The organism is Streptomyces sp. NPDC048565, assembly GCF_040650935.1.
Taxonomy (GTDB): domain Bacteria; phylum Actinomycetota; class Actinomycetes; order Streptomycetales; family Streptomycetaceae; genus Streptomyces.
In genome coordinates this window covers 256,763-275,944 of the sequence record NZ_JBEZIH010000005.1, presented here as the reverse complement: position 1 = coordinate 275,944, position 19,182 = coordinate 256,763, and the positions used below count along the sequence as shown (strand labels likewise).

Sequence of the window (19,182 nt, the reverse complement as noted above, 5' to 3'; positions counted from 1 at the left end):
CCCTTCTTTGGCACGAAAGGAAGCACCGATGACGAAGACCGGTCATGGGCGAATGACCCTCGGAGCGATGTACACAGGGCTGGGGCTCACCGTCGTCGCGACGATCCTGCCGTACGTCGACCGCGTCACCACCCATCTGCTGGCCGACCACATCCGGGCCGGCTACCCCTCGTACACCGATGCGCGGGTCGATTCGGCCGTCACCACCTATCTGGTCCTGCTGTCCGTAGCCGGAGCGCTGGGCGTCCTCGCCTGGCTCTGGACGATCCGGGCGGTCAAGGGACGGAAGCGGTGGGCGCGCCCGGTCGCGACCGCGCTGTTCGTGATCGGCACGGGCATCGCACTGACCGGACTGCTCACCAGGGACACCTCGGGCGATACCGGCCTGCCCACGGTACTGGGCCTGGCCGGCACGGCCCCGAGTCTGGCCGCGCTCGTGGCGGTCACGCTGCTGTGGAGGCGATCACGACCGGTGTGACGCCCGCGTCGGCGCGGCAGTCGCGGCAGGGCCCGGGGTGTCGGGAGCGGAAGGCGCGGTCGCAGTGGTCGCAGTTCTGGAGCGGGATCACGATGACACCCCGGCGTACGGGCGCGAGTTCGTTGGCGCCCGGCAGTGGAGGCGGCAGGAGAGCCGTGATCCGGTGCCGCAGGAGCTTGGCCGGGTGTTTCAGCGGCACCGGCAGGTCGGCGGTGAGGGCACGACGTACGTCCTCGGGGCGGGCCTCACGTTCGAGCCAGGCCGCGACACCGGGAGCGAGCGCCTGGACGTCGCGCTCCGAGAGGACCAACTGCGGTGCGTGGCGGCGCAGATCGGCGAGAAGAGCGGCAGCGGCCCGGTGCAGCTCGGGGGTGGCCTCCATCGGCCGGGGGAGCGGCGGGGGCGGCACGGTACGGGCGGTGGGAACCGGCCCATGGGTGGGCAGCGGCGCGCTCGGCGGAGGGGGAGGCGGGGGCGATGCGGGTGCCGGCGTCGCTGCCTGTTGCCCGGTCCGCTGCCGTTGTTGAGGTACAGGTGTGACAGGGGCCTCGGCGCCGGGCTGGTTGTACGAGACGGTACGGGTGACGACACGGCCGTCGGTGAGGCGCACGCGGCTGCGGTGCAGGTAACCGGCGGCCTCCAGCTCCCGCAGGGCGGCGGCGATGCGGGTCTCGCTCTCGGGGAAGCGCTCGGCGAGCCGCTTGATGCCGATCTTGGCCCCGGCGGGCAGCGACTGGATGTGCACGGCGAGCCCGACGGCGACCAGGGACAGCCCTCGGTGCTGGCTGAGGTGGTTACCGATCACGGTGAAACCAGCCGTGTGCCGGACGTTGACGTGGATGACGCCGGAAGTGCGCGAAATGGGCGCTGAAACCCCGGCCGGGCCGGGTGGGGCGCACGGAGGCGCGCTAACCTGCTGGGTACCCATCGGGAAGCCTCACTTCCTCGGTGGTCAGGCCCTCGGCCGGGATTCCTGTCCCGTCGGGGGCCGTCTCATGTCTGTGGTTGTCGAGCCGAGCATATGCACGGCAACCCGTCCCTAATCCAGCCCAGTTGCCCTATGTCACCCGAGTGAGTGACGAGACCGTAATGGGGTGGGTTGGGTGGGGAAAGTCATTTCTCCACATACTCAAAAGCTTTATGCGTCGCGGGCCGCCGGGACGCGGTTCACGGGGTCGCTGCGCACCGGGTCGCGCTTCACCGGGTCGCGAATCCCGCGACCCGGTGGCGACGGGTCATGGCGCGAGATCGATCTCGGCCCAGACGGTCTTGCGGGGTACGAGGCCCCGATCCATGCCCCAGCGGTCGGCGAGGGCTTCGACGATCAGCAGGCCGCGCCCGGTCTCCGCGTCGCCGGTGGGCGCCATCGGTGCGGGCGACTGATCGCCCCGGGTGTCGGTGACCTCGATCCGTAGCACCCCGTCCCCGCGGACCGCGACGCTCAGCCGGAAGTCCCGGCCCGGTACCCGGCCGTGGACGGCGGCGTTGGCGGCCAGCTCGGCGACGATGTGCGCCGCCGCGTCGGAGAAGACGCCCCAGTCGGCCAGTTGGGCTACGGCCAGAAACCGGGCCAGACGCGCTCCGCGGCGGGTGGGGGACAGCAGCACGGTGAACTCCCTGGTGGGAGCGGAATTTCCGGTTCGGGTGATTTCTCTGCTCACGTCACTCAGAGTGGCCATTCGTAGCTACTCTCGGAAGAAGCGAAGCCCGTGCGGAGGCTTCTTGTCCGGCTACGGCCCGGATCGGTCCGGCCTGTACGCCGTGACGCACGGCGACGGATCCGGTTGCACACGAGGGCACGACGGAGGTGGACGCATGGGTGGTGCCGGTGCGGGGCTGGAGGACGACTCCGGAGCGGTGATGAAGGCGGTCGGCCGGCAGATCAAGCTCTGGCGGGAGTCGGCGGGCCTCCGCCAGGCGGAGCTGGGCGAGGCCATCGGGTACAGCGAGGAGATGGTCTCCTGCGTCGAACGCGGCCGTCGCGCCCCGAAGCCCGAGTTCCTGGACAACGCGGACCGGGCCCTGGGGGCGGGCGGCAAGATCGCGGCGATGCAGGGGGATGTCGCGGAGGCGCGGTACCCGAAAAAGGTGCGGGACCTCGCGAAGCTGGAGGCCGACGCGATCGAGCTGGGTGCGTACGTCAACACCGGTGTGCAGGGGCTCTTGCAGACCGAGGACTACGCACGCGCTTTGTTCCAGCAGCGGCAGCCCGCGTACGAGACGGATGAGGTGGAGCGGCTGCTGGCCGCACGCATGGCCCGGCAGAGGATCTTCGAGCGGCGGCCCGCGCCTCTACTGACCTTCGTTCAGGAAGAGGCGACGCTGCGGCGGCTGGTCGGGGGCAGAATGGTGCTGCGGCGCCAGCTCGAACACCTTCTGGAAGTCGCCCAATTGGGATAGGTCGCGATTCAGGTAATGCCAACGGAGAGCGGGGAGCATGCGGGGCTGGCCGGGTCACTGCGCGTACTGAAACTCCGGGACGGCACGGCTGTGGGACACGACGAAGTACAGCTCACCAGTCGTCTTGTTTCCGACCCCAAGGAGGTTCAGATCCTGGAGATGCGCTACGGCATGATCAGGGCGCAAGCGCTCACCCCGAGCCACTCGCTGGCCTTCATCGAGAAACTACGAGGAGAGACGTGAACCTCAAGCCCTCTGCTACCGACGGTTCCACGCTTCTGTGGTTCAAGAGTAGTTACAGCACGAACGACGGCCCGGACTGCATAGAGGTCGCAGCAACCGCAGCCACGGTGCACGTGCGCGACTCCAAGAACGTGCCGGGCCCGCAGCTCGGCTTCACGCCCGACGTATGGACGGCCTTCGTGACGCACGCGTCCGCAAGCTGACCGCTCCGGGCGGGGGCGCCCGTGGTCCTAAAGGGCCAAGGGATTCCCGCGGTCTCGGGGTGCCCGCACCATATATATGTCCACCGCGTACTCGCGCTCCGGGACGAACCCGTGCCGCGCGTACAGCCTCCGAGCCGCGCTGCCCTGGAGGACCTGTAGGCGGACCGGCACGCCTTCGGCGTCCGTGCAGGCCAGGAGTCCGGCCAGGACGGCGCCGCCGATGCCCCTGCCCTGGAGTGCCGGGTCCAGGTAGAAGCTCTCCAGAACCCGGCCGACCTCGGCGGGGCGCAGGGTGACACTGCCGGCGAAGGCCCCGTCCGCCTCCACGATTGAGGTGTGCTCGGGGACGTAGCTGTCCCGCAGGCGCTGCCGGACGCGGTGCTCGTCGTACCTGCCGAGGCGCTCCAGATCGGGACGCATGACGACGGCCCGGAGCTCGGCTATGGCCTCGACGTCCTCGGGTGTGGCCGGGCGCAGGCTCCAGGCCTGGATGGTGCTCGTAGACATAGCCGGATTGAAGCAGAAGGGGCCGCACCGGTCCGGCTGAGGTGCGGCCCGGCACGGCCAACGGCTTCAGGCCTGGCTGAAGAGCTCCTCGGCAGTGGTTGCCGTGAGCGCCCTGCTCAGCCAGAGGTCGAGCGTCTCCACGTCGGCGCAGTCGAGGACGCGGCTGCGGACGTCGTCCCCGACGGCGATCCCGCGGCGCTCCAGAACGGTGACCACGGCTTCAGCCTTGCCCTCCGCCTTGCCTTCGGCCTTGCCTTCCGCGCGCAGTCGTTGTGAGGACTCCGAGCGGAAGAAGGAAAGGTCGATGGCCATGAGGTCCCTCCAGATCTGGGCGGCCGGGGTGTTGCCCAGCCCGAGTTCGGTGAGCTCGCCGAAGATGGTGGCGGTCTCTTCGTCGACGGTCTTCAGTGCGGTGGCCAGCGCTTCGAGTATGGCAGCCGCATTCGGATCCTTACCATGCGTAATCGCCGAAAACGCGGCGAGCGGGACATCACGTGCCGCGGCCGAGGGGTCGGTCACCACGGGCACGTTGTGCGGGCCCAGCGCAAGAGGCCGGACAGTGAGGGAAGGCCACTCCGGTGGGCCGATGCGAATGGGCTGGGCGGCCCACCGTGCCGTCGACTCGTCCTGGCAGACGACGAGCAGCACGGGATCGAGGCCGTACTTCGCGTGGAGGTGCGCCAGGTAGTACGTCCAGCTGCTGTGTTTGGCCGGGTCCTTCCGGCCCTGGGCCTCCACGGCGAGCAGATAGCTCCTGCCGTCGACGGTCCCCACCTGTAGCAGGGTGTCGAGACGGCGCTCCAGGGGCTGGGTCTCGGTGAGATCAGTGGTGAGCACCGACACCTCGGTGGTGTCGGGGAACGGGATGCCCAAAGTCCTGAACGTCCTCGTGAAGATGCCCGGATCTTCCTGGAAGATCCGGTGCATCGCCTCGTGCGATGAGTTGACCATGGTCAGGAAGCTAAGGCCTTGTGGCCTCCGGCATATGCCGGAGGCCACAGCTTCACCCGGACTGGTGGTGCGTCGCACTTTCGTGCGGTCACCGCGGCCACCGCAGGGCCTCAGGAGGTGGCGAGCGCCGTGCGCGGGGTGGCGACGGCCCGGGCGACGGCGGCCTCGGCGGCGTGCGTCTCACGCAGGGCGTTGAGCATCACGAAGTCATGGATGACGCCCTGGTAGCGGACGGCGGTCACCGGCACACCCGCCCTCGCGGAGCTTCGCCGCGTAGGCCTCGCCCTCGTCGCGCAGGACGTCGGCCTCACCCGTGATGACCAGGGCCGGGGGCAGCCCGGTGAGCTGGTCGACGGTGGCGCGCAGCGGCGAACGCGGTGATCTCGGCGCGCTGCAGTTGGAGACGAGCACGCTCTCGCCGCTGCTCAAGCGCCTGGAGGCGAACGCCCTGGTCCGCCGCGAGCGGCGGGCTGACGACGAGCGCTCGGTGTCCGTGCGTCTCACCGAGGCCGGCGCGGACCTACGGGAGCGGGCGCGCGCGGTGCCGCTCGCCATCGGGGACGTGATGGGCCTGACGCCCGAACAGGACGCGACCGCCAAGCAGTTGCTCCGGCTGCTGACCGAGAACGTCACCCGCGCCTGACGTCTGCGCCGGGCCGGTGGTGGGCGGATGAGTGACCGCAGGTGGGGGCTCCCGGGGCGTGCCCGCGTTTGACCGGTCCCTCGCAGGGGGTAAGATCCCCGCCCCGATTGGCCAGTGCCATAGCCCGTGTGTCACACTAGCCAGGTTGCTCGGTTGAGTGTCAATGCTGCGCGCCTCCCGCCGGGAGGACCGGAAGCGAGTCCCACAGTACTCGTCGGCCCCCCAGGGCCGGACGTACGGGAATCTTCCGGGAAGTGTCAGTGGGGCGCTGACCAGGCACCCGGTGGGGTTTCGCCCCCGGCAGCGCGGTTTCGGCCCGCACACCCTTGGTTGGGAAATCCTTCGGGAGATCTTCGTAGAGGGGATGCGACACGCCCGACCGCGTGGGTCGGAGGCGGAGTTACGAGAACTCCCGGGTTCCAGAGCGTTATTGAGAGACAGGACTACTAGTAGCCATGGCGGGACAGAAGATCCGCATCCGGCTCAAGGCCTACGACCACGAGGTCATCGACTCCTCGGCGAAGAAGATCGTCGAGACGGTGACCCGCACTGGTGCGTCGGTCGCAGGCCCGGTGCCGCTGCCCACTGAGAAGAACGTGTACTGCGTCATCAAGTCGCCGCACAAGTACAAGGACTCTCGCGAGCACTTCGAGATGCGCACGCACAAGCGCCTCATCGACATTCTCGACCCCACGCCGAAGACGGTTGACTCGCTGATGCGCCTCGACCTGCCGGCGGGCGTCGACATCGAGATCAAGCTCTGAGGGGACGGGCCGAGATGAGCAAGAACATCAAGGGCGTCCTGGGCGAGAAGCTCGGCATGACCCAGGTCTGGGACGAGAACAACCGGGTTGTCCCGGTGACCGTCGTCAAGGCCGGGCCGTGCGTCGTGACGCAGGTTCGTACGAACGACAGCGACGGCTACGAGTCGGTCCAGATCGCCTTCGGCGAGATCGACCCGCGCAAGGTGAACAAGCCCCTCAAGGGCCACTTCGCCAAGGCCGACGTGACCCCGCGCCGCCACCTGGTGGAGCTCCGCACCCCTGACGCCAGCGAGTACACGCTGGGCCAGGAGGTCACTGCCGAGGTGTTCGAGTCCGGCGTCAAGGTTGACGTCACGGGCAAGAGCAAGGGCAAGGGCTTCGCCGGTGTCATGAAGCGTCACAACTTCAAGGGCCTCGGCGCCGGCCACGGCGTCCAGCGCAAGCACCGTTCCCCCGGTTCGATCGGTGGCTGTGCCACCCCTGGGCGTGTCTTCAAGGGCATGCGCATGGCCGGTCGGATGGGTAACGAGCGCGTCACCACCCAGAACCTGACCATCCACGCGGTTGACGCGGAGAAGGGTCTGCTGCTCATCAAGGGCGCGGTCCCCGGTCCGAACGGCGGCCTCGTCCTGGTCCGTACCGCGGCCAAGGGGGCTTGAGGTAATGAGCACCATTGACATCCTTTCGCCGGCAGGCGACAAGGCCGGTACCGTCGAGCTCCCCGCGGAGATCTTCGACGCGAAGACCAGCGTTCCGCTGATCCACCAGGTCGTCGTCGCACAGCTGGCAGCTGCCCGTCAGGGCACGCACAAGACCAAGTCCCGTGGCGAGGTCCGCGGTGGTGGGCGCAAGCCGTACCGCCAGAAGGGCACCGGCCGCGCGCGCCAGGGTTCGACCCGTGCGCCGCAGTTCGCCGGCGGTGGCGTCGTCCACGGCCCGCAGCCGCGTGACTACTCGCAGCGCACCCCGAAGAAGATGAAGGCCGCCGCCCTGCGCGGTGCCCTCTCGGACCGGGCGCGTCACTCCCGCATCCACGTCGTCACCGGCGTGGTCGAGAGTGGGATCTCCACCAAGGCCGCCAAGACGCTGCTCGGCAAGATCTCGGAGCGCAGCAACCTGCTCCTGGTCGTCGACCGCGCCGACGAGGCCGCGTGGCTGTCCGCTCGCAACCTGCCCCAGGTGCACATCCTGGAGCCGGGCCAGCTGAACACGTACGACGTGATCGTCTCTGACGACGTGGTCTTCACCCAGGCCGCTTTCGAGTCCTTCGTGTCTGGCCCCCAGACCGCTGAGACCGAAGGGAGCGCCGCCTGATGAGTGAGGCGACCGTTACCAGCAAGACCTACTCGGACCCGCGTGACGTTCTCGTCAAGCCCGTCGTGTCCGAGAAGAGCTACGCGCTGCTCGACGAGAACAAGTACACGTTCATCGTCGCGCCCGGCTCCAACAAGACCCAGATCAAGCAGGCCGTGGAAGCGGTCTTCTCGGTCAAGGTCACCGGGGTCAACACGATCAACCGGCAGGGTAAGCGCAAGCGCACCAAGACCGGCTTCGGCAAGCGCGCCGACACGAAGCGCGCCATCGTGACCCTCGCCGAGGGCGACCGTATCGACATCTTCGGCGGCCCGACCTCCTAGTGAGGTCGAGTCGTCCGGAATCGGACGAGGACTGAGAAATGGGTATCCGCAAGTACAAGCCGACGACCCCGGGCCGTCGTGGCTCCAGCGTCGCCGACTTTGTCGAGATCACGCGGTCCACGCCGGAGAAGTCGCTGGTCCGCCCCCTGCACAACAAGGGCGGCCGTAACAACGCCGGTCGTGTGACCGTTCGCCACCAGGGCGGTGGCCACAAGCGCGCCTACCGAGTGATCGACTTCCGTCGTCACGACAAGGACGGCGTGCCGGCCAAGGTCGCGCACATCGAATACGACCCGAACCGCACCGCGCGCATCGCGCTGCTGCACTACGCGGACGGCGAGAAGCGTTACATCGTCGCCCCCCGTGGTCTGTCGCAGGGTGACCGCGTCGAGAACGGTCCGGGCGCTGACATCAAGCCGGGCAACAACCTGGCGCTGCGCAACATCCCGGTCGGTACGACGCTCCACGCCATCGAGCTGCGGCCCGGCGGCGGCGCGAAGTTCGCCCGTTCCGCGGGTGCCTCCGTGCAGCTGCTGGCGAAGGAGGGCACCATGGCCCACCTTCGTATGCCGTCCGGAGAGATCCGGCTGGTCGACGCCCGCTGCCGCGCCACGATCGGTGAGGTCGGCAACGCCGAGCAGTCGAACATCAACTGGGGCAAGGCCGGCCGTATGCGCTGGAAGGGCGTTCGCCCGACCGTCCGCGGTGTCGCGATGAACCCGGTTGACCACCCGCACGGTGGTGGTGAAGGCAAGACCTCCGGTGGACGTCACCCGGTCTCGCCGTGGGGTCAGAAGGAGGGTCGTACTCGCTCGCCGAAGAAGGCATCGAGCAAGTACATCGTCCGCCGCCGCAAGACGAACAAGAAGCGCTAGGAGCGGGTTTAGATGCCGCGCAGTCTCAAGAAGGGGCCCTTCGTCGACGGCCACCTCGTCAAGAAGGTGGACGTCCAGAACGAAGCAGGCACCAAGAACGTCATCAAGACCTGGTCCCGTCGCTCGATGATCATCCCGGCCATGCTGGGTCACACCATCGCGGTGCACAACGGCAAGATCCATGTCCCGGTGTTCGTCACCGAGTCGATGGTCGGCCACAAGCTCGGCGAGTTCTCGCCGACTCGCACCTTCCGCGGCCACGTCAAGGACGACCGGAAGTCGAAGCGCCGCTAGCGCGGGGTGGAAACGACTATGACTCACACCGAAGGGACAACCATGGAAGCCAGGGCCCAGGCGCGGTACATCCGCGTCACGCCCATGAAGGCCCGCCGCGTGGTGGACCTCATCCGTGGCATGGATGCCACGGAGGCTCAGGCGGTCCTGCGTTTCGCCCCGCAGGCCGCGAGCGTGCCGGTTGGCAAGGTGCTTGACAGCGCCATCGCCAACGCTGCACACAACTACGACCACCCTGACGCTTCTTCGCTGGTCATCAGCGAGGCGTTCGTGGACGAGGGCCCGACCCTGAAGCGGTTCCGTCCGCGTGCTCAGGGCCGTGCCTACCGGATCCGTAAGCGGACCAGCCACATCACCGTGGTCGTCAGCAGCAAGGAAGGAACCCGGTAATGGGCCAGAAGGTAAACCCGCACGGGTTCCGGCTCGGCATTACCACGGACTTCAAGTCCCGTTGGTACGCCGACAAGCTGTACAAGGACTACGTCAAGGAAGACGTCGCCATTCGTCGCATGATGACGAAGGGCATGGAGCGGGCCGGCATCTCGAAGGTCGAGATCGAGCGCACCCGCGACCGCGTCCGCGTTGACATCCACACCGCCCGCCCGGGCATCGTCATCGGCCGCCGCGGCGCCGAGGCCGACCGCATCCGTGGCGAGCTGGAGAAGCTGACCGGCAAGCAGGTCCAGCTGAACATCCTCGAGGTCAAGAACCCCGAGGTGGACGCTCAGCTGGTGGCCCAGGCCGTCGCCGAGCAGCTCTCCTCCCGTGTCTCCTTCCGTCGTGCCATGCGTAAGAGCATGCAGAGCACGATGAAGGCGGGCGCCAAGGGCATCAAGATCCAGTGCGGTGGCCGCCTCGGCGGCGCCGAGATGTCCCGCTCGGAGTTCTACCGCGAGGGCCGCGTGCCCCTGCACACGCTCCGTGCGAACGTCGACTACGGCTTCTTCGAGGCCAAGACGACCTTCGGCCGTATCGGTGTGAAGGTCTGGATCTACAAGGGCGACGTCAAGAACATCGCCGAGGTCCGCGCCGAGAACGCAGCGGCTCGCGCCGGCAACCGTCCGGCTCGTGGCGGCGCTGACCGCCCGGCCGGCCGTGGTGGCCGTGGTGGCGAGCGCGGCGGTCGCGGCCGCAAGCCGCAGCAGTCCGCGCCGGCAGCCGAGGCCCCCAAGGCCGACGCTCCCGCCGCCGCTGCTCCGGCTGAGAGCACCGGAACGGAGGCCTGACCGAAATGCTGATCCCCCGTAGGGTCAAGCACCGCAAGCAGCACCACCCGAAGCGCAGCGGTATGTCCAAGGGTGGCACGCAGGTTGCGTTCGGCGAGTACGGCATCCAGGCGCTGTCCCCGGCGTACGTGACGAACCGCCAGATCGAGGCAGCTCGTATCGCGATGACCCGCCACATCAAGCGTGGCGGCAAGGTCTGGATCAACATCTACCCGGACCGCCCCCTGACGAAGAAGCCTGCCGAGACCCGCATGGGTTCCGGTAAGGGTTCTCCCGAGTGGTGGATCGCGAACGTCAAGCCTGGCCGGGTGATGTTCGAGCTGTCCTACCCGAACGAGAAGATTGCTCGTGAGGCGCTCACCCGCGCTGCTCACAAGCTTCCGATGAAGTGCCGGATCGTTCGGCGCGAGGCAGGTGAGTCGTGATGTCGGCCGGTACCAAGGCGTCCGAGCTGCGCGAGCTGGGCAACGAGGAGCTTCTCAACAAGCTCCGCGAGGCCAAGGAAGAGCTGTTCAACCTCCGCTTCCAGGCGGCGACGGGCCAGCTCGAGAACCACGGTCGGCTCAAGTCCGTCCGTAAGGACATCGCCCGGATCTACACCCTGATGCGCGAGCGCGAGCTCGGCATCGAGACGGTGGAGAGCGTCTGATGAGCGAGAAGACTGTGACTGAGACCACCAAGACCGACCGCGGTTTCCGTAAGACCCGTGAGGGTCTGGTCGTCAGCGACACGATGGACAAGACCGTCGTCGTCGCTGTCGAGGACCGCGTCAAGCACGCGCTGTACGGCAAGGTCATCCGCCGTACGAACAAGCTCAAGGCCCACGACGAGCAGAACGCTGCAGGCGTCGGCGACCGCGTTGTCATCATGGAGACGCGTCCGCTGTCCGCCACGAAGCGCTGGCGCATCGTCGAGATCCTCGAGAAGGCCAAGTAATCCCTGAGGGGCATCCCCCGCAGGTAAGTTCCGCCAGGCTCGGCGGGGGCTCCTTCACCGGAGCCCCCGCCGGGAACCGGCAGACGATCAGGAGATAGACGTGATCCAGCAGGAGTCGCGACTGCGCGTCGCCGACAACACGGGTGCGAAGGAAATTCTCACCATCCGTGTTCTCGGTGGCTCGGGTCGCCGCTACGCGGGCATCGGTGACGTCATCGTCGCCACCGTCAAGGACGCGATCCCCGGTGGCAACGTGAAGAAGGGTGACGTCGTCAAGGCCGTCATCGTTCGCACCGTCAAGGAGCGTCGTCGTCAGGATGGCTCGTACATCCGCTTCGACGAGAACGCCGCTGTCATTCTCAAGAACGACGGCGACCCCCGCGGCACCCGTATCTTCGGCCCGGTGGGCCGTGAGCTGCGCGAGAAGAAGTTCATGAAGATCATCTCGCTCGCGCCGGAGGTGCTGTAAGCATGAAGATCAAGAAGGGCGACCTGGTTCAGGTCATCACCGGTAAGGACAAGGGCAAGCAGGGCAAGGTCATTGTGGCCTACCCCACGCAGGACCGTGTTCTCGTCGAGGGTGTCAACCGGGTCAAGAAGCACACCAAGGCCGGTCAGACGGCTCGCGGTTCGCAGACGGGTGGCATTGTCACCACCGAGGCCCCGATTCACGTCAGCAACGTACAGCTGGTCGTGGAGAAGGACGGCAACAAGGTCGTCACCCGCGTCGGCTACCGCTTTGACGACGAGGGCAAGAAGATCCGCGTTGCCAAGCGGAACGGTGAGGACATCTGATGACGACCACCACTTCGCCGCGTCTCAAGACGCGGTACCGCGAGGAAATCGCCGGCAAGCTGCGTGAGGAGTTCTCGTACGAGAACGTCATGCAGATCCCCGGTCTGGTCAAGATCGTGGTCAACATGGGTGTGGGCGACGCCGCCCGCGACTCCAAGCTGATCGACGGTGCCGTCAAGGACCTCACCACGATCACGGGCCAGAAGCCGGCCGTCACGAAGGCCCGCAAGTCGATCGCGCAGTTCAAGCTGCGCGAGGGGCAGCCGATCGGCTGCCACGTCACCCTCCGTGGTGACCGCATGTGGGAGTTCCTGGACCGTACGCTGTCGCTCGCGCTTCCGCGTATCCGTGACTTCCGTGGTCTGTCGCCGAAGCAGTTCGACGGCCGTGGCAACTACACCTTCGGTCTCACGGAGCAGGTCATGTTCCACGAGATCGACCAGGACAAGATCGACCGGGTCCGGGGCATGGACATCACCGTGGTCACCACGGCGACCAACGACGACGAGGGTCGTGCCCTGCTTCGTCACCTCGGCTTCCCGTTCAAGGAGAACTGACCGTGGCGAAGAAGGCTCTGATCGCTAAGGCCGCCCGTAAGCCGAAGTTCGGCGTGCGCGGTTACACCCGCTGCCAGCGCTGCGGCCGGCCCCACTCCGTCTACCGCAAGTTCGGCCTCTGCCGCGTGTGCCTTCGTGAGATGGCTCACCGTGGAGAGCTCCCGGGCGTGACCAAGAGCTCCTGGTAATCCTCCTTCGCCCTCGGGCGTCGTAGGACCAGGAGGCTCTCGGTAAGTATCCGGACGGCAGGAGCCCCGCTCTTCATGCCGTAGGCTTGAAGGGTTGGGCGCCTGCCGCCCTGACCGACTTACTACGCCGTAGGTCCCCGCACCGCACCCGTCCCGCCACTGAGTGGGGAGAGGGATGGCGCATACAGGAAACCCCGGCGAGAGAGGCCGAAGGCCAACTCATGACCATGACTGATCCCATCGCAGACATGCTCACGCGTCTGCGTAACGCGAACTCGGCGTATCACGACGATGTTTCGATGCCGCACAGCAAGATCAAGTCGCACATCGCGGAGATCCTCCAGCAGGAGGGCTTCATCACCGGCTGGAAGGTCGAGGACGCCGAGGTCGGCAAGAGCCTCGTTCTCGAGCTGAAGTTCGGGCCGAACCGCGAGCGTTCGATCGCCGGCATCAAGCGCATCTCGAAGCCGGGTCTGCGTGTGTACGCAAAGTCCACCAGTCTGCCGAAGGTCCTCGGCGGCCTGGGCGTGGCGATCATCTCCACGTCCCACGGTCTCCTGACCGGCCAGCAGGCAGGCAAGAAGGGCGTAGGTGGGGAAGTCCTCGCCTACGTCTGGTAGTCGGGAAAGGAAGGAAAGCTCATGTCGCGAATCGGCAAGCTCCCCATCCAGGTTCCCGCCGGTGTGGACGTCACCATCGATGGCCGCACGGTCGCGGTGAAGGGCCCCAAGGGTTCCCTCTCCCACACCGTCGCAGCGCCGATCGAGGTCACCAAGGGCGATGACGGCGTGCTCAGCGTCGTCCGCCCGAACGACGAGCGTCAGAACAAGGCCCTTCACGGCCTGTCCCGCACGCTGGTGGCGAACATGATCACCGGTGTGACCCAGGGATACACCAAGGCGCTCGAGATCAGCGGTGTCGGTTACCGCGTCCAGGCGAAGGGCTCCAACCTGGAGTTCGCCCTGGGCTACAGCCACCCGATCCTCATCGAGGCTCCGGAAGGCATCACCTTCAAGGTCGAGTCGCCCACGAAGCTCAGCGTCGAGGGCATCGACAAGCAGAAGGTCGGCGAGGTAGCCGCCAACATCCGCAAGCTGCGGAAGCCCGACCCGTACAAGGCCAAGGGCGTCAAGTACGCCGGCGAGGTCATCCGGCGCAAGGTCGGAAAGGCTGGTAAGTAGCCATGGCATACGGTGTGAAGATCGCCAAGGGCGACGCGTACAAGCGTGCCGCTCTCAAGCGGCGCCATATCCGCGTCCGCAAGCACATCTCCGGTTCGCCGGAGCGTCCCCGCTTGGTCGTGACGCGTTCCAACCGTCACATCGTCGCCCAGGTCATCGACGACATCGCGGGCCACACGCTCGCGTCCGCGTCGACCCTGGACACGTCGATCCGCGGTGCGGAGGGTGACAAGAGCGCCCAGGCCAAGCAGGTCGGCGCCCTGGTCGCCGAGCGTGCGAAGGCTGCAGGCGTCGAGGCCGTCGTGTTTGACCGCGGTGGTAACCAGTACGCCGGGCGGATTGCCGCTCTGGCTGACGCCGCCCGTGAAGCCGGGCTGAAGTTCTAAGCCCCGGTTCCAACGCACAGCGGACGTAACAGAGAGAGGTAAATCCAATGGCTGGACCCCAGCGCCGCGGAAGCGGTGCCGGTGGCGGCGAGCGGCGGGACCGGAAGGGCCGTGACGGTGCTGCGGCCGAGAAGACCGCGTACGTCGAGCGTGTCGTCGCGATCAACCGCGTCGCCAAGGTTGTGAAGGGTGGTCGTCGCTTCAGCTTCACCGCGCTGGTCGTGGTGGGCGATGGTGACGGCACCGTCGGTGTCGGATACGGCAAGGCCAAGGAAGTTCCCGCGGCCATCGCCAAGGGCGTCGAAGAGGCCAAGAAGAGCTTCTTCAAGGTCCCGCGTATCCAGGGCACCATTCCTCACCCGATCCAGGGCGAGAAGGCCGCGGGCGTCGTCCTGCTCAAGCCTGCTTCCCCCGGTACCGGTGTGATCGCGGGTGGCCCGGTGCGCGCCGTTCTGGAGTGCGCCGGCGTTCACGACATCCTGTCGAAGTCGCTCGGTTCTTCGAACCCGATCAACATCGTGCACGCGACCGTGGCGGCCCTCCAGGGCCTGCAGCGTCCCGAGGAGATCGCGGCCCGCCGCGGTCTGCCCCTCGAGGACGTCGCCCCCGCGGCTCTGCTTCGTGCACGTGCGGGAGCGGGTGCGTAATGGCTCGCCTCAAGATCACGCAGACGAAGTCGTACATCGGCAGCAAGCAGAACCACCGCGACACCCTGCGTTCGCTCGGGCTCAAGCGCCTGCACGACGTGGTTGTCAAGGATGACCGCCCCGAGTTCCGCGGAATGGTTCACACCGTCCGCCACCTCGTGACGGTTGAGGAGGTTGACTGACATGGCGGAGAACAGCCCGCTGAAGGCCCACAACCTCCGGCCTGCCCCGGGCGCCAAGACCGCCAAGACCCGTGTGGGTCGTGGTGAGGCGTCCAAGGGTAAGACCGCAGGCCGTGGTACCAAGGGTACGAAGGCCCGTTACCAGGTTCCGGAGCGCTTCGAGGGTGGCCAGATGCCCCTCCACATGCGTCTCCCGAAGCTCAAGGGCTTCAAGAACCCGTTCAAGACGGAGTACCAGGTCGTGAACCTGGACAAGCTCGCGACGCTCTACCCCGAGGGTGGAGAGGTCACGGTGGCCGATCTGGTCGCCAAGGGCGCCGTCCGCAACAACCACCTCGTCAAGGTCCTCGGACAGGGCGAGATCTCCGTTGCGCTGCAGGTTTCGGTTGACGCCGTCTCCGGCTCCGCCAAGGAGAAGATCGCCGCCGCCGGTGGCACCGTCACCGAACTCGTCTGAGACAACTCGGACAAGCAGGTGGACTGAACATCCGACCGGGGATGCCTCTCATTTGGGGCATCCCCGGTTGGTCGTTCCTAGGGGGGCATGTCCGCCGGTAAGGTGGCGGGCACTGTAGCTGTGGTACGCCTTGGGCAACCGCCCGGGGACCTTTGGCTGTTACCTATTCGTCGATCCTCAAGACCGTCACCTCACGCTTTGCGCGGGGGTCGCAGGAGGCACCGTGCTCACCGCGTTCGCCCGGGCGTTCAAGACGCCCGACCTGCGCAAGAAGCTGCTCTTCACGCTCGGCATCATCGTGCTCTATCGGCTCGGGGCGCACATTCCCGTACCGGGAGTGAGCTACGAGAACGTCCAGACATGTGTCGACCAGGCGAGTCAGGGCAACAACAGCCTGTTCGGCCTGGTCAACATGTTCAGCGGTGGTGCACTGCTGCAGATCACGATCTTCGCGCTCGGCATCATGCCGTACATCACGGCCAGCATCATTCTTCAGCTGCTGACCGTCGTCATCCCACGACTCGAAGCCCTGAAGAAGGAGGGGCAGTCGGGCACGGCCAAGATCACGCAGTACACGCGTTATCTGACCATCGCGCTGGCCATCCTCCAGGGAACCGGTCTGGTGGCCACCGCTCGCAGCGGCGCGCTGTTCAGCGGTTGCTCCGTGGCCGATCAGGTCGTCCCGAACCAGTCGATCTTCACGACCGTCATCATGGTGGTCACCATGACCGCCGGCACCGCGGCCGTCATGTGGCTCGGTGAGCTCATCACCGACCGCGGCATCGGCAACGGCATGTCGATCCTCATGTTCATCTCGATCGCCGCCAGCTTCCCCGGCGCACTGTGGGCCATCAGGACGAGCGGCAAGCTGGCCGACGGCTGGATCGAGTTCATCACCGTCATCCTCATCGGATTCGTGATGGTCGGCCTCGTCGTCTTCGTCGAACAGGCCCAACGCCGGATTCCGGTGCAGTACGCGAAGCGGATGATCGGACGCCGGTCCTACGGTGGTACGTCCACTTACATCCCGCTGAAGGTGAACCAGGCGGGTGTGATCCCCGTCATCTTCGCTTCTTCGCTGCTCTACATTCCTGCTCTAATTGTTCAGTTCTCCAACTCCACTGCGGGCTGGGCGACCTGGATTCAGGCTCACTTCGTCAAGGGCGACCACCCGTACTACATCGCGACGTACTTCCTGTTGATCGTGTTCTTCGCATTCTTCTATGTGGCGATCTCGTTCAACCCCGAGGAAGTCGCGGACAACATGAAGAAGTATGGTGGCTTCATCCCGGGTATCCGGGCAGGTCGACCTACCGCCGAGTATCTGAGCTACGTGCTCAACCGGATCACTTGGCCGGGCTCGCTGTACCTGGGTCTGATCGCTCTGGTGCCGACGATGGCGTTGGCAGGCTTCGGTGGCGCTAACCAGAACTTCCCGTTCGGCGGGACGAGCATCCTGATCATCGTGGGTGTGGGTCTGGAGACCGTGAAGCAGATCGAGAGTCAGCTCCAGCAGCGCAATTACGAAGGGTTCCTCCGCTGATGCGAATCGTCCTCGTCGGGCCGCCCGGTGCCGGCAAGGGAACGCAAGCTGCGTTTCTTGCCAAGAATCTCTCGATTCCGCACATCTCCACGGGCGACCTCTTCCGCGCCAACATCAGCCAGGGCACCGACCTTGGCAAGCAGGCCCGCTCCTACATGGACGCGGGGCAGCTGGTGCCGGACGAAGTCACCATCGCGATGGCCAAGGACCGCATGTCCCAGTCGGACGCCGAGAACGGCTTTCTCCTGGACGGCTTCCCCCGCAATGTGGGGCAGGCCGCGGCACTCGACGAGATGCTGCACAGCGAGGGCGTCGAGCTCGACGCGGTTCTTGACCTCGAGGTCCCCGAGGACGAGGTGGTCAAGCGCATCGCAGGCCGCCGTATCTGCCGTAACGACAGCGCGCATGTCTTCCACGCGACGTACAACCCGCCGAAGACCGAGGGTGTCTGTGACACCTGCGGCGGCGAGCTGTACCAGCGGGACGACGACACCGAGGAGACGGTCCGCACCCGTCTCGAGGTCTACCACTCGCAGACCGAGCCGATCATCGACTACTACCGGTCCCAGGGACTGGTCGTGACGATCTCCGCGCTCGGCAAGGTCACCGAGGTGACCGAGCGGGCCATGGAGGCCCTGAAGAAGTCCGACGAGGTCTGACCCTCTCGTCCCCAGTCACCGCGTCCGGCCGCGGCGCCCCTCGGGCGTCGCGGCCGACTGCGTGTGCGCCGTATCGTGGAGTACGGGCTTTTCCACCGTCCCTCTTCTCCACCGTCCCTCCCTTCAGACCGTCCCCTTCGTACGCAGAGAGGCGCCGCGCAATGGTGCAGATCAAGACCCCCGAGCAGATCGCGAAGATGCGCGAGGCGGGCCTCGTGGTCGCTGCCATTCACGCCGCCACCCGCGAGGCGGCCGTGCCCGGCGCCACCACGAGGGACCTGGACGAGGTCGCCCGCAAGGTGATCGCCGACCACGGCGCCACGTCGAACTTCCTGGGGTACGGCGGATTCCCCGCGACGATCTGCACCTCGGTCAACGAGGTCGTGGTGCACGGCATCCCGGACGAGAAGACCGTCCTCAAGGACGGCGACATCATCTCGATCGACGCCGGCGCGATCATCGACGGATGGCACGGGGACGCTGCGTACACCGCCTTCGTGGGCACCGGTCACGCGCCGGAGCTCATCGAGCTCTCCCGGGTGACCGAGGAGTCCATGTGGGCCGGGATCGCGGCGATGAAGGTGAACAACCGGCTCGTCGACATCTCGAAGTCCATCGAGTCCTACATCCGCCGCCAGCCCCGTCCGGCGACCGGTAAGTACGGGATCATCGAGGACTACGGCGGCCATGGCATCGGCACCGAGATGCACATGGACCCGCACCTGCTGAACTACGTCTCGCGCAAGCGCGGCAAGGGCATCAAGCTGGTCCCCGGCGTCTGCCTGGCCATCGAGCCGATGGTGTCGCTGGGCACGGCGCAGACGAAGGTCCTGGCGGACGACTGGACGGTCCTGACGACCGACGGCACCTGGTCCTCGCACTGGGAGCACTCGATCGCCCTCACGGAGCAGGGCCCGCTGGTCCTGACCTCCCCGGACTGCGGCCGGGCGAAGCTCGCCCAGTACGGTATCGAGGCGGCGCCGGACCCGCTGGGCTGAGGCTCACCCCGCCCGACCCGCTGAAGCAGCCGCTCACCAGGACTGTCCGGCTGATCCGTGTCTAAGGATCAGCGGAAGTGGGCAAACTTGACGGATTCGTCTTTTGGAGTCCGCTGACGTAGACTGACTCGTCGGCTCTCGTGCATCCGTGTGTCCTCATGCGGCGGGACGTGAGTCGATCAAGGTAGCCGATTCGAAAGGCGAAGCGTGGCCAAGAAGCAAGGTGCCATCGAAATTGAGGGCACCGTGATCGAGTCTCTCCCTAACGCGATGTTCAGGGTGGAGCTCCAGAACGGTCACAAGGTCCTCGCGCACATCAGCGGCAAGATGCGGATGCACTACATCCGTATTCTTCCCGATGACCGGGTCGTCGTGGAGCTGTCTCCGTACGACCTGACGCGTGGCCGGATCGTCTACCGGTACAAGTAGATC

General features: G+C 66.6%; 31 protein-coding genes and 3 pseudogenes. 29 read left to right on the top strand and 5 right to left on the bottom strand.

Annotated features, from left to right (window positions below; translation table 11 throughout):
• Positions 1–28: 28 nt before the first annotated feature.
• Positions 29–478: a hypothetical protein gene (locus AB0C75_RS09125; protein WP_362888573.1), complete on the top strand. Its 450-nt coding sequence runs from the start codon at positions 29–31 to the stop codon at positions 476–478.
• Here AB0C75_RS09125 and AB0C75_RS09120 read toward each other — a convergent pair.
• Together AB0C75_RS09120 and AB0C75_RS09115 are read right to left on the bottom strand one after the other, a co-directional pair.
• On the bottom strand, positions 444–1,406 hold the full coding sequence (locus AB0C75_RS09120; RefSeq protein ID WP_362888571.1) for a helix-turn-helix domain-containing protein: 963 nt from the start codon (positions 1,404–1,406) through the stop codon (positions 444–446). The genes AB0C75_RS09125 and AB0C75_RS09120 overlap by 35 nt on opposite strands.
• Before the next feature lie 307 nt (positions 1,407–1,713).
• The gene (locus AB0C75_RS09115) at positions 1,714–2,139 is read right to left on the bottom strand and encodes an ATP-binding protein (RefSeq protein ID WP_362888569.1); all 426 of its coding nucleotides are present in this window, start codon (positions 2,137–2,139) and stop codon (positions 1,714–1,716) included.
• A 154-nt stretch (positions 2,140–2,293) separates the two neighbouring features.
• On the opposite strand from AB0C75_RS09115, the pseudogene AB0C75_RS09110 reads away from it, so the two are divergent.
• Together AB0C75_RS09110 and AB0C75_RS09105 are read left to right on the top strand one after the other, a co-directional pair.
• Positions 2,294–3,121: pseudogene (locus AB0C75_RS09110) on the top strand (helix-turn-helix transcriptional regulator).
• Positions 3,118–3,324, top strand: a complete 207-nt coding sequence (locus tag AB0C75_RS09105; RefSeq protein WP_362888567.1) for a DUF397 domain-containing protein — start codon at positions 3,118–3,120, stop codon at positions 3,322–3,324. Before AB0C75_RS09110 ends, AB0C75_RS09105 begins: the two are co-directional and overlap by 4 nt.
• Positions 3,325–3,351: 27 nt before the next feature.
• Here AB0C75_RS09105 and AB0C75_RS09100 read toward each other — a convergent pair whose 3' ends face one another.
• The 3 genes and pseudogenes from AB0C75_RS09100 to AB0C75_RS09090 form a co-directional block, all read right to left on the bottom strand.
• Positions 3,352–3,831, bottom strand: coding sequence for a GNAT family N-acetyltransferase (locus AB0C75_RS09100; protein WP_362888565.1), 480 nt, complete (start codon positions 3,829–3,831; stop codon positions 3,352–3,354).
• Positions 3,832–3,897: 66 nt separating this feature from the next.
• Complete coding sequence (locus AB0C75_RS09095) at positions 3,898–4,782, bottom strand: hypothetical protein (RefSeq protein ID WP_362888564.1); 885 nt, start codon at positions 4,780–4,782, stop codon at positions 3,898–3,900.
• Between the two features lie 110 nt (positions 4,783–4,892).
• Positions 4,893–5,193: pseudogene (locus tag AB0C75_RS09090) on the bottom strand (alpha/beta hydrolase fold domain-containing protein).
• Here AB0C75_RS09090 and AB0C75_RS09085 point away from each other — a divergent pair.
• The 26 genes and pseudogenes from AB0C75_RS09085 to infA all read left to right on the top strand — a co-directional run.
• A pseudogene (locus tag AB0C75_RS09085) lies at positions 5,162–5,425 on the top strand (MarR family transcriptional regulator); the annotation flags it as partial. The pseudogenes AB0C75_RS09090 and AB0C75_RS09085 overlap by 32 nt on opposite strands.
• A 455-nt stretch (positions 5,426–5,880) precedes the next feature.
• Positions 5,881–6,189 carry a 30S ribosomal protein S10 gene (rpsJ, locus tag AB0C75_RS09080; RefSeq protein WP_003948644.1) on the top strand — a complete coding sequence of 103 codons (309 nt, stop codon included), beginning with the start codon at positions 5,881–5,883 and terminating at the stop codon, positions 6,187–6,189.
• Between the two features lie 14 nt (positions 6,190–6,203).
• Positions 6,204–6,848, top strand: a complete 645-nt coding sequence (gene rplC, locus AB0C75_RS09075; RefSeq protein ID WP_014154591.1) for a 50S ribosomal protein L3 — start codon at positions 6,204–6,206, stop codon at positions 6,846–6,848.
• 4 nt (positions 6,849–6,852) lie between these two features.
• Positions 6,853–7,503: a 50S ribosomal protein L4 gene (gene rplD / locus AB0C75_RS09070; RefSeq protein WP_362888562.1), complete on the top strand. Its 651-nt coding sequence runs from the start codon at positions 6,853–6,855 to the stop codon at positions 7,501–7,503.
• Positions 7,503–7,826, top strand: a complete 324-nt coding sequence (rplW, locus tag AB0C75_RS09065; RefSeq protein ID WP_014154589.1) for a 50S ribosomal protein L23 — start codon at positions 7,503–7,505, stop codon at positions 7,824–7,826. The genes rplD and rplW overlap by 1 nt, the downstream gene beginning before the upstream one ends.
• Before the next feature lie 38 nt (positions 7,827–7,864).
• Positions 7,865–8,701, top strand: coding sequence for a 50S ribosomal protein L2 (gene rplB / locus AB0C75_RS09060; RefSeq protein WP_362888560.1), 837 nt, complete (start codon positions 7,865–7,867; stop codon positions 8,699–8,701).
• Positions 8,702–8,713: 12 nt separating this feature from the next.
• Positions 8,714–8,995 carry a 30S ribosomal protein S19 gene (gene rpsS / locus AB0C75_RS09055; protein WP_015610726.1) on the top strand — a complete coding sequence of 94 codons (282 nt, stop codon included), beginning with the start codon at positions 8,714–8,716 and terminating at the stop codon, positions 8,993–8,995.
• 42 nt (positions 8,996–9,037) lie between these two features.
• The gene (rplV, locus tag AB0C75_RS09050; protein WP_073733141.1) at positions 9,038–9,385 is read left to right on the top strand and encodes a 50S ribosomal protein L22; all 348 of its coding nucleotides are present in this window, start codon (positions 9,038–9,040) and stop codon (positions 9,383–9,385) included.
• Positions 9,385–10,221: a 30S ribosomal protein S3 gene (gene rpsC / locus AB0C75_RS09045; protein WP_014047784.1), complete on the top strand. Its 837-nt coding sequence runs from the start codon at positions 9,385–9,387 to the stop codon at positions 10,219–10,221. The genes rplV and rpsC overlap by 1 nt, the downstream gene beginning before the upstream one ends.
• A 5-nt stretch (positions 10,222–10,226) precedes the next feature.
• Positions 10,227–10,646 carry a 50S ribosomal protein L16 gene (rplP, locus tag AB0C75_RS09040; RefSeq protein WP_014154587.1) on the top strand — a complete coding sequence of 140 codons (420 nt, stop codon included), beginning with the start codon at positions 10,227–10,229 and terminating at the stop codon, positions 10,644–10,646.
• Positions 10,646–10,870, top strand: a complete 225-nt coding sequence (rpmC, locus tag AB0C75_RS09035; protein WP_014047786.1) for a 50S ribosomal protein L29 — start codon at positions 10,646–10,648, stop codon at positions 10,868–10,870. The genes rplP and rpmC overlap by 1 nt, the downstream gene beginning before the upstream one ends.
• A complete protein-coding gene (rpsQ, locus tag AB0C75_RS09030; RefSeq protein WP_362888558.1) occupies positions 10,870–11,157 on the top strand; it encodes a 30S ribosomal protein S17 in 288 nt (95 codons plus the stop codon). The genes rpmC and rpsQ overlap by 1 nt, the downstream gene beginning before the upstream one ends.
• A gap of 100 nt (positions 11,158–11,257) precedes the next feature.
• A complete protein-coding gene (gene rplN, locus AB0C75_RS09025; protein ID WP_003966950.1) occupies positions 11,258–11,626 on the top strand; it encodes a 50S ribosomal protein L14 in 369 nt (122 codons plus the stop codon).
• A gap of 2 nt (positions 11,627–11,628) precedes the next feature.
• The gene (gene rplX / locus AB0C75_RS09020) at positions 11,629–11,952 is read left to right on the top strand and encodes a 50S ribosomal protein L24 (protein WP_362888556.1); all 324 of its coding nucleotides are present in this window, start codon (positions 11,629–11,631) and stop codon (positions 11,950–11,952) included.
• Positions 11,952–12,509 carry a 50S ribosomal protein L5 gene (gene rplE / locus AB0C75_RS09015; protein WP_362888554.1) on the top strand — a complete coding sequence of 186 codons (558 nt, stop codon included), beginning with the start codon at positions 11,952–11,954 and terminating at the stop codon, positions 12,507–12,509. The genes rplX and rplE overlap by 1 nt, the downstream gene beginning before the upstream one ends.
• Positions 12,510–12,511: 2 nt before the next feature.
• Positions 12,512–12,697 carry a type Z 30S ribosomal protein S14 gene (locus tag AB0C75_RS09010; RefSeq protein WP_003948630.1) on the top strand — a complete coding sequence of 62 codons (186 nt, stop codon included), beginning with the start codon at positions 12,512–12,514 and terminating at the stop codon, positions 12,695–12,697.
• Between the two features lie 221 nt (positions 12,698–12,918).
• Complete coding sequence (gene rpsH, locus AB0C75_RS09005; RefSeq protein ID WP_362888552.1) at positions 12,919–13,317, top strand: 30S ribosomal protein S8; 399 nt, start codon at positions 12,919–12,921, stop codon at positions 13,315–13,317.
• A 21-nt stretch (positions 13,318–13,338) separates the two neighbouring features.
• A complete protein-coding gene (gene rplF / locus AB0C75_RS09000) occupies positions 13,339–13,878 on the top strand; it encodes a 50S ribosomal protein L6 (RefSeq protein ID WP_362888550.1) in 540 nt (179 codons plus the stop codon).
• A 2-nt stretch (positions 13,879–13,880) separates the two neighbouring features.
• Entirely contained in the window at positions 13,881–14,264 is a 384-nt protein-coding gene (rplR, locus tag AB0C75_RS08995; RefSeq protein ID WP_033297607.1) for a 50S ribosomal protein L18, read from the top strand.
• Positions 14,265–14,311: 47 nt separating this feature from the next.
• Positions 14,312–14,911 carry a 30S ribosomal protein S5 gene (gene rpsE / locus AB0C75_RS08990; RefSeq protein WP_103514101.1) on the top strand — a complete coding sequence of 200 codons (600 nt, stop codon included), beginning with the start codon at positions 14,312–14,314 and terminating at the stop codon, positions 14,909–14,911.
• Positions 14,911–15,093, top strand: coding sequence for a 50S ribosomal protein L30 (gene rpmD, locus AB0C75_RS08985; RefSeq protein WP_093594204.1), 183 nt, complete (start codon positions 14,911–14,913; stop codon positions 15,091–15,093). The genes rpsE and rpmD overlap by 1 nt, the downstream gene beginning before the upstream one ends.
• A gap of 1 nt (position 15,094) precedes the next feature.
• Complete coding sequence (rplO, locus tag AB0C75_RS08980; protein WP_362888549.1) at positions 15,095–15,550, top strand: 50S ribosomal protein L15; 456 nt, start codon at positions 15,095–15,097, stop codon at positions 15,548–15,550.
• Positions 15,551–15,773: 223 nt separating this feature from the next.
• Positions 15,774–17,093 (top strand): preprotein translocase subunit SecY, encoded by a 1,320-nt coding sequence (gene secY / locus AB0C75_RS08975; protein ID WP_362888548.1) that lies wholly within the window; start codon positions 15,774–15,776, stop codon positions 17,091–17,093.
• Positions 17,093–17,752, top strand: coding sequence for an adenylate kinase (locus AB0C75_RS08970; RefSeq protein ID WP_362888547.1), 660 nt, complete (start codon positions 17,093–17,095; stop codon positions 17,750–17,752). The genes secY and AB0C75_RS08970 overlap by 1 nt, the downstream gene beginning before the upstream one ends.
• Positions 17,753–17,913: 161 nt before the next feature.
• Positions 17,914–18,750: a type I methionyl aminopeptidase gene (gene map, locus AB0C75_RS08965; RefSeq protein ID WP_362888546.1), complete on the top strand. Its 837-nt coding sequence runs from the start codon at positions 17,914–17,916 to the stop codon at positions 18,748–18,750.
• A 207-nt stretch (positions 18,751–18,957) separates the two neighbouring features.
• Positions 18,958–19,179: a translation initiation factor IF-1 gene (gene infA / locus AB0C75_RS08960; RefSeq protein ID WP_014047798.1), complete on the top strand. Its 222-nt coding sequence runs from the start codon at positions 18,958–18,960 to the stop codon at positions 19,177–19,179.
• Positions 19,180–19,182 lie beyond the last annotated feature (3 nt).